Source organism: Ruegeria sp. BHSA163 (assembly GCF_059613365.1).
On the sequence record NZ_JBXWSJ010000095.1, the window covers coordinates 1 to 8,629 of the forward strand.

Sequence of the window (8,629 nt, forward strand, 5' to 3'; positions counted from 1 at the left end):
TCTCGCCAGACGACTGGGAAAAAATAAAAGTAATACACTGCGGTTTGGAAGATGACGCATTTACGAAAGTTGATGGCATCGAAGTTGTGTCGGATCCTTTCCTGCTTTGCATTGGACGCCTTAGTCCTGAAAAAGGTCATCTAATATTGTTGGACGCTTTTGTGGACGTTCTAAAAGATCACCCGCAGGCAAGGTTGGTTTTGGCTGGTGATGGTGAATTGAGACCGACTATCGAGGACAAAATCGCCCAGTTGGGCATTGAATATGCGGTGCGCATCACAGGCTGGATATCGTCAGAACAGGTTCGCGAAGAAATCAAGCGCTGCCACACACTGGTGCAACCAAGCCTGATCGAAGGAATACCCGTTGTCATCATGGAAGCCATGGCTCAGGCACGAACCGCCATTTCAACGTATGTAGGCGGCATACCTGAATTGGTACAACCTGACAGAACTGGATGGCTGGTGCCTGCAGGTGACACCCTCGCACTGGTAACGGCTATGTCCACGGCCTTGAGTACACCTGAAAAAGACAGACTGAAAATGGGACGACTTGCACTGGAACGTGTAAAGGAACGTCATCAAATAGGAATAGAAGTTGCCAAACTGCGCGCCTTGTACGCAAACCAAGGGTGAGTGATGGGTATTCTGAAACAAACTGCTATTTCAGTTCTTAGTGGAGGCCCTGTTTATTTAGCGCTACGAACGTACGCTCTGCGCAAGAACCCTACTCTAATTCTATGCTATCACACGCTTGGTCCCGATAACGAAATTATGGATGCATGGACTGTAGCTCGCGCATCGCAGTTTCGACAGCATATTAGATTTCTTCGGCAACATTTTAAAATCGTAGGCTTGGATCAAGCACTGAACCCTGAATACAAGGAAGACAAGCCGCGCGCCGTGCTTACGTTCGACGACGGCGATATTGGGCTTTTTACTCATCTTTTGCCCATCATTGAGGCCAAAGGCCTACCAGTTACTCTCTACGTTGCGACCGAGCAAATTGAAACTGGCAAGGCATATTGGTTTGACCGCATCATGAATGCGCTGCAAGCGCCGGGTGAAACCGAAGTGACGATTGAATTCAGCGGACATCGCAGCTGGACAGTGGGACCCGAGACCGGGCCTGAACGGTGGGCTATCATTTCGGATATTCTCGAGACCTTAAAACAAGTGTCACCGGAACGGCGGGAGGAATTGACACAATCAATCCTTGAGCAGGTCAAAACCCAACGCACGGACTTTACAAAATTGGAGCCATTATCCCGCGCACAACTCAAGGAACTGGCGATAAATCCCAATGTCGTCATTGGGTGTCACAGTCACTGCCATAACCTTTTGGATCAGATACCGTTGGATCAAGCGGAAGAAAGTATCCGCAAGTCACGATCATTGCTGCAAAGTTGGACTGGTCAGTCTATCGAACATTTTGCTTATCCCAATGGGAACCACAGCCCTGCCCTGCACCAAATCGTGCGCCAAGCCGGTTTTACTTCTGCCACGATCTTGGGTCAGACGCTTTGCCAGCCATCCCAAGACAATGTTTTTGCCTTGCCGCGCGTTCTAGTCGGACGTTATGACAGTCTTAAGCGGCTACGTCTCAGATTCATCGGCTATTGATCATGAGTCAGAGTAAGATGTCCGTCGCAACACTCCTAAATCAGCAGCTTCGTCTTTGATGACGACTTCAAATCTGCGTGCAAACTCGGTGTCGCGGAACCGTTCTTCTATGGGCCAGTCCGCCACATCGCTCCAATCGGCAATAAACTGAATTTCGCTGCCCAATACATAATTCAGTACGTCGCCCTGTTCCTTCAATGCCCTCAACGCGTTTGGGTTAACTTTTCCATCCAAATTGATCGTGCGATCACGCCAGTATCCCAAAGTTCCGGTTTGAACTGCGCCCACCCAGATGTCCTGTGGAACATTTTCCTGGACCCATTCGACAACTTGAAAATGACCCTGCTCTTTGACACCTGGAATTGCTAATCGACCGAGTAACGCCAGCGACAAAGCAAGCCCAGCAACCCCCAAATATTGAAGAACAGGTTGCGAGATTCTACCACGCGACCAAGTCACAATATTTAAGCCAACTACAACAGTGGCGGTGATCAAAACCGGGGACAATGGTGCCATGTAACGACTAATAAAATGCGGCGCCCCGAAGAAAAGGCCGTAATAGGTTGCCAGAAAAAATCCGAAAATCAGATAAGCCAAAACCACCAGCCTAATTCGACTGCCGGTACGCCAAACACTCGTTACAAATAGTCCCAGCACCACCACTATGATCAGTGCAAAAATGACAATCGATGGAGAAGTTTGTTCTAACGCAGTCGGAACCGGGAGCATCGGAAAAACATATTCAATCAATTTGGAAGGCAGCAGTGACAGATTGCTTCCGAAATTCGCGCCGTGCGATTGAGAGATACCGCTGATGGGGGTGATCCGGCCAAACAAAAGTTGATTATAAATCAGCCAGGGCGCGGCGAACACCAATGACAACAGTCCTGGAGTAAACAGTCGCCCTACAACAGTGAAAAACTTGATGCGCAAGGCCAGAAATTCAAAAAGCCCCCAGACAAGAAAGATTGCCACAACTAGTAATGCACCGTCGATCCGGGCCAAAAAGGTAATACCGCAAAGCGCGCCCAAAAACATGCGATCTGCAAATGTGCTATCAGCCCCCTTATTCAGCACGCGACTAAATTGCAAAAGAGTCAGCAAAATTATCAGTGTGTAAAGGCCTGTTTCTAACGCGTTCATCGAATGGAACAACAACAACGGACCCACAAACCAAAAGGCTGCTACCAGCCAGCTCCAAATTGGGTCATCCGTAAATTGCCGCAGTACTAAATGCGCGAAGCGCTGAAGCACAAAAAAGGCAGCAACAGCTATCAAGGTTGAAATCAGGATTACCCCAACCAGGCTGTCCAGTTTGTCGCCATCCGTCAGCACATACGGAATTGTGAAAATGAAGGTTGCCAGAGGTTGAACTCCATTAGTAACAATGGTGCCCTCAGACACTGACATACCGAGGCCAATGGCCATATTGCGGGCTATTGTCAGCATCAAATAGCCATCTTCAGTAATGAAGAATTGTGCCAGCGCATCGTCGCCGGCAAAGATCGGGAAAACCCGATAAACCACACCTACAATTAACGCTATGACAATCGATACTGAAAGAAGTTTTCTACTCATTAGCCACTCAAATCCGGTTTTACGGAGAACACGCGCATCTTGGGCCAATCCAGTCCGGAAATGAACAAGAAATAGTTAATTGTCTACCGCTTCGCACATTGATCATCCGAACTTGGTCCATTGTTTCGCTCTGCGCCGACAGAACCTGACCTTGGGTCCTTATCAGGGCTTAATATAGTGAAAGCAGGTTTCGGCACCGACCTTACAATCGGGGCTGCATTCTATCAGGCCTGCCCCTGTAAGCCACCTGCGCATGGCGGCGCGGCTTGGGTATATTGGCCGAGATGTCGATACATTGCCATGACGGGCAGGAACAATCCTTTTGCCAAAGAATGTATAGGAACCGGTATTAATAACTGTAAGAGCGTAGGCCCGTGCCAGTCCAAAACTGTCAGTAACAAATCCGATGTTGTTGGAACAGTAGCTCCAAAGGGTGGCTCCAACGATAATCAACTCGCCGCCTGGGCGTAGAACACGAAAGATTTCAGTCAAAGCGCGGTGAATATCAAAGTACTGGTGCGATGTAACAAATAGCACAATGTCCAATTTGCTGTCAGGAAAAGGCAACGCCTCGGCCCGACCGTATTGGATATCCGGTGATCGCAACCCTTCCCGTTCGGCAAATATACGACCCATTTTAGCGTAGGCTTCTATGGGTTCGACACCGAGAACCTGTGAGCCGGCCTTGGCAAGTGACATCAGATTTGCGCCCATCCCAGGGCCTACTTCCATGACTATCCTGTCCTCAAAATAGGACGCGGTTAGGTGCGGTGCAGCTCCTTCAAAGGGCAAAACTTTGTCACGCTCTAACCAAAATGAGTACTCGCGACATGAATCCGCCACCATACTTCCCGCCGGTGTTATTTCCTGAGTCGTTTCATCGATCCAGCCTAGCTCGACCGCGGATTGGATCGCTCCTGCAGAAATACCATCGATTTCCACTTTCATATTTTTTTGGAGCATATAACGGATCAGATCGCCAGAGCCTTCCCCTAAGAGCTTGGAGCGGATTTGGCTTTGATGTTCATCAGTCCACATCGTCATGTCCGCCTAATTTGACGCAATGGGAAATTTCCGCGCGGTGTTCTTAGTACCCATACGTATAGGCACGATCCAAAAATTGGCACTTGTTCAAAACCACGCCAAGCAGGTTGCTTTTCTGCAATATTTCGTGCTCACAAATTTTCATTTCGTCCACTGTCGAAGCTTCGGCAGCTGCCACCAATAAAACGCAATCAATTTGGTCCAGAAAGGCAGTCGTGTCGTCGCAGGTTAACAGCGGGGGCGTGTCGAACAACATGACGTCCGGCTCATATCGCGCTTCCAAACCGTCGATTACTCGTGCCGCGTCCTTACCCTGCAGCAACTCCGATGTGTTGTGGGCTGGCTTGTAGTTTGTCGCAAAAGCCAACTTTTTCTGATAGCAAAACATATGATCTTCGGGTGAGCTCTCTCCAGCCAGCGCGGACGCGAAGTCGTTTTTCAATTTGACCCCAAGCATCCTTTCAATGGATGGATTCCGCATATCCAGATCAACCAGCATAGTGCGGATATCTCGTTGCCGAGCCAGTCCGAAAGCCAGATTAAGGGTTAAGGTAGACTTACCACATCCGGAACCCGGAGACGTGATCGCAACACGACGCCACTTGTTCTTGCGCAGTTCGTGCAATATCCGCGTTCGCATGGCATCGAAAGCCCCAGATTTTTCACCCGGTTCATGAGTCACTATTCTGGCTTTTTTGAACAACCTGCGGTTAAAGTCTTGAACAGGTAAGTCCGCCCAAGCCTGTTCGCCACGCGAAGGCACGTCTTCCTGTAATGGAGACGGCGCAACGAACATCTCAGGGTCGATAGGGCCCGTAGGTGCATTTTGTTCTCGGGCCTCACGGGCTTTTTGTATTGCTGACTGAATACGTTCCATCGAATTTCCTTCTCAGCCGCTTTCGGACTCGCCAGCCGAAGTACCGATTCCCAGCGTTTCATTGACTATCGAAATTAGCTGATCGATCGGTTCGTAGTTGATTTGAATGAGGTAAAGGATCAACCCAGCGCAAAAAATGGGTAAAAGGATAACCAATGTAACTAGCCCCCTTTTTGCAGCCACTTGCCCCGTAGATTGGATATAAGGGACCGAACCAAATATCGGGCCACCAAACTGTTCCTCAAGATCAGCGGGTCTACGGATTTTGTTGTTCAGAATTTCTAACAGTAGAAACGTAGCCCCCGCCAAGCCAAAACCGGCAACTACCCCAAGAAAAGCAATCAATTTCCGATTGGGATCCGTTGGCTGCTGAGGAACGGCTGCTGTTTCAGTAACAGTTACTCTCTGGCCGCGTGACTGGGACTCGATCTGCTCACCTGTGCGCGCTTCAGCTAAACTTGCAGTTGCCTGAGCGTACTGCACACGCAAATTTTCATAATCGCGTTCAAGTGAACCCAAAGTTATCGCGTTACTGGGTGTTGCTTCAATTGAAGCTGCCAATTTCTGCAATTCATTGTCGTTTATCGAACGCTCTCTTTCGGCAAAATCGATCTGCCCGTCGAGGTCCGCGAGTTGCAGTTCAAATGCTGTGATATTGGGTGCTGTTTCCGTTCCCAAGCCTAGTTTGATGTTTGCGGCCTCAAGCGCCGCGATTTGCCCGTCCAGAGATTTTATTCTGGGATGATCTTCTGAATAGATCACCCGAGCTGACGCGCGCTGGTCTTGAAGCTGTCGCAACTGCCGTTGCTCTGGGGTCAAGCTCTCCCCCAAAAAGTCCGGCCGACCTGTGCGTTCATATACTTCAACCAAACGAGCACGCCGGTCCCTCAGGCCAGATAATTCCCGGTCCAATTGCACCACGCGTTCCTGCAAAGAAGTTTGCCTGTTGCGTCTGTACTCCAGGCTGTCAGGCAGTGAATCCTTGTTGGCTTCTTGATACTCTAGAATCCTAGAGCCCTGTTCAGCTAATTCCTGGTCAAGCCTAGCGACTTCTCCGACAAAAAACTCAAGTGTTTGACCGGCGACATCCGTCCGCAAAGCAGTAGTCTGTTCGAGAATTTGTGCAACCAGTTCATTGGTTACATTTGCAGACATTTCACCGCTAGGGGCGTCGAAAGAGACCGTTACAAAAAAGGCTCGGTCACGGTTGTTGTAAGTTTCCAAAGGGATTTGGATCGTGATCCGCTCTTGCATGTCTTTGACAATATTGTCAGGGGTTATGCTTGGATCGTCAGCATGAACTCCATAACGCTCTGATAAACTCAGTATATTTGATCTGGTCAACAAGCGCTGCTGAATAACCTCAAGTATCTCATATCCACTGGCCTGCACTGTTGAAGAGGCGAGATCACCGGGGATCTGAGGAGATTCAACGACCAATCTGGCCTCGGCGCGATACACCGGAGGGAGCGCAAACGCCAGCATTATACCAGCTGCGGCGCACCCAATCACAATCAACGCTAAATAATGGAAGCGCCGAAAAAAAAGGGACAGATAAAACCGTACTTCGCTCATCATGAAGGTTGTTCACTTTCTCTTTCGGGCAAGCACGTGGCGAAGAATGCGCCATCGTCCAAAACCTTTTGCACAGTGTGCCCGACGACACTTTTGTTGCCCCGGGTGAAAGCATAGACCATTGAAAGGTCGCAGAGCTGATTCACCAAACGTGGCACACCGCCCGTCATCTCATAAATCAGATCGGTGGCGGCCCGGCTAAACATATTTCGTTTCGCACCGGCGACTGAGAGGCGATGACCAATATATTTTCGCACCGTCTTCGAATCCATTGAATGCAAGTGGAAGCTGGAAGCCACCCGTTGCGCAAATTGCCGCATTTTTGGGTGGCGGATCATGTCAAGCAATTCTGGCTGCCCCACTAAAACCAGCTGTAATAGCTCATCTTTATTGGAATTGATGTTGGTAAACATCCTGAGCTCTTCCAGAGATTCCGTACTTAGGTTCTGGGCCTCGTCAAAGATAAGAATGACCCTGCGCCCCAGAGAATACTGTTCGATTAGATAAGTTTGAAATTCCGCGAACAAATCGACGTATGTCGCGTCGAAAGGCGCAGGTTGACCTAGCGACATTAACACCCATCGCAGCAATTCTCCGCGATCACCATGAGCGTTCGAAACCAACCCAATCCTAACATCCTGATCAACGGACTTGAGGAGATGGTGAACAAGGGTTGTCTTACCCGAACCGACCTCGCCAGTAATCAAGGTTATAGGCGCGCGCGTCAGAATACCGTATTCCAGCATCGTAAACGCACGCTGATGAGACGCCGACCAATACAAAAAACTTGGGTCGGGCACGAGCGAAAACGGTCGCTCGGTCAAACCGAAGTGATCCGTATATATATCCAATGAGCTACCAGTTGTTTGGTTGCCAGGAATATGGCCTGAGCGAATGTTCAACTTTTTTACTCTTTTACTTACGGTGTAACCACATACCACACCGCATCTTTACGCCATCTTACAACAAAATTAGACGAGTTTGAGACGTCTGCCACGGATTTGATCCAGCCGATATGAACGCGGTCACAGAGTTGAGGCATGTTTCAAACTGCGATTCGCTCGGATTGGCCTGCTGGCGTTGGCAGATCACGCAACTTAATTTTGCATTGCACCTTGCTGCAGTCATTACTGAGCTCACCTGATAACAAACAATACTGCGACCTTGCAGAAAAGTCGCTCAAACTACTCGATTGGGTTATCAGCCTATGGTGACCGAAGCAACATAGTGAAAAGTCTTCTGTCAGAGGTGGCGGATCAGAAAAGACCATTTGTCACGGGCTATGTTCGGTTTTTAGGCAATCCCTACCACTGGGTAATCAGTTAGAAATTTTCGAGTTAATTGAGAAAATCACATAAAGTTTCGCAAACGAAAACCCTGCCAAATTTGACCGGTGATCTTGCCAACTTTGGCAATCAACGAAATGCGGCCTCGGTTACACAATGCAAGAATTCAACCCAATTCCGCCCTCAAAGAGCAATTGTTTCTCGATTCATCTTTGTCAATCCCACCGATTCTTTCATAGTGGGTCAATTGATCCCAAAAAGTCTTCAAATAGCGTCAAACAAAGTTGGCAACTTGTCATTTCCGTCGACTGCCTCAACGATCTCGACCGGCCGATCAAACAACGCGACAATCAGTAGAAAAAGCAAAGACTGTCGCTTATAATGCAGCAAAATGACACCAGTCTGGGCTACGAAAAAATTTTGATGGAATGGCCATATTTCCGGCTTGTTCCTTGTTAAACTGCTGTCATTGGGATCAGTTTCAATTCGAAAGACTTAAGTTGAACAGTATTTGCTCACGCCAACCTAAAGACGCGATTTGGACCTTTGTAGTTTTTTAGGGTAAGCGTGACGCAGTGTGATGGGCGTTCTGGACACACTTGGTTATTGTTATGGATGGTTCAAAAGTGAGTATTGACGTTCGGGAT

General features: G+C 48.7%; 7 protein-coding genes. 2 read left to right on the forward strand and 5 right to left on the reverse strand.

The window, feature by feature from the left end:
* A partial coding sequence (locus tag AC2FNV_RS22680) for a glycosyltransferase (RefSeq protein WP_496774603.1) occupies nt 1-635 on the forward strand: 635 nt, incomplete at its 5' end.
* 3 nt (nt 636-638) lie between these two features.
* A complete protein-coding gene (locus AC2FNV_RS22685; RefSeq protein WP_170605725.1) occupies nt 639-1,622 on the forward strand; it encodes a polysaccharide deacetylase family protein in 984 nt (327 codons plus the stop codon).
* Here AC2FNV_RS22685 and AC2FNV_RS22690 read toward each other — a convergent pair whose 3' ends face one another.
* From AC2FNV_RS22690 to AC2FNV_RS22710, 5 genes are all read right to left on the reverse strand, one after another.
* Entirely contained in the window at nt 1,623-3,200 is a 1,578-nt protein-coding gene (locus AC2FNV_RS22690; protein ID WP_170605723.1) for a DUF8728 domain-containing protein, read from the reverse strand. It abuts the gene before it with no gap.
* 162 nt (nt 3,201-3,362) lie between these two features.
* The gene (locus AC2FNV_RS22695) at nt 3,363-4,244 is read right to left on the reverse strand and encodes a class I SAM-dependent methyltransferase (protein WP_170605721.1); all 882 of its coding nucleotides are present in this window, start codon (nt 4,242-4,244) and stop codon (nt 3,363-3,365) included.
* Nucleotides 4,245-4,287: 43 nt separating this feature from the next.
* Entirely contained in the window at nt 4,288-5,121 is an 834-nt protein-coding gene (locus AC2FNV_RS22700) for a CpsD/CapB family tyrosine-protein kinase (RefSeq protein ID WP_170605719.1), read from the reverse strand.
* Nucleotides 5,122-5,133: 12 nt separating this feature from the next.
* Nucleotides 5,134-6,606: a GumC family protein gene (locus AC2FNV_RS22705; RefSeq protein ID WP_496774607.1), complete on the reverse strand. Its 1,473-nt coding sequence runs from the start codon at nt 6,604-6,606 to the stop codon at nt 5,134-5,136.
* 89 nt (nt 6,607-6,695) lie between these two features.
* Entirely contained in the window at nt 6,696-7,598 is a 903-nt protein-coding gene (locus tag AC2FNV_RS22710; RefSeq protein WP_496774609.1) for an ExeA family protein, read from the reverse strand.
* Between the last annotated feature and the right edge of the window lie 1,031 nt (nt 7,599-8,629).

Excerpts from the sequence above, each read along its gene's own strand:
- AC2FNV_RS22700 (WP_170605719.1), bottom strand. The coding sequence starts at position 5,121 with ATGGAACGTATTCAGTCAGCAATACAAAAAGCCCGTGAGGCCCGAGAA.
- AC2FNV_RS22695 (WP_170605721.1), bottom strand. The coding sequence starts at position 4,244 with ATGACGATGTGGACTGATGAACATCAAAGCCAAATCCGCTCCAAGCTC.
- AC2FNV_RS22690 (WP_170605723.1), bottom strand. The coding sequence starts at position 3,200 with ATGAGTAGAAAACTTCTTTCAGTATCGATTGTCATAGCGTTAATTGTA.
- AC2FNV_RS22705 (WP_496774607.1), bottom strand. The coding sequence starts at position 6,606 with ATGCTGGCGTTTGCGCTCCCTCCGGTGTATCGCGCCGAGGCCAGATTG.
- AC2FNV_RS22685 (WP_170605725.1), top strand. The coding sequence starts at position 639 with ATGGGTATTCTGAAACAAACTGCTATTTCAGTTCTTAGTGGAGGCCCT.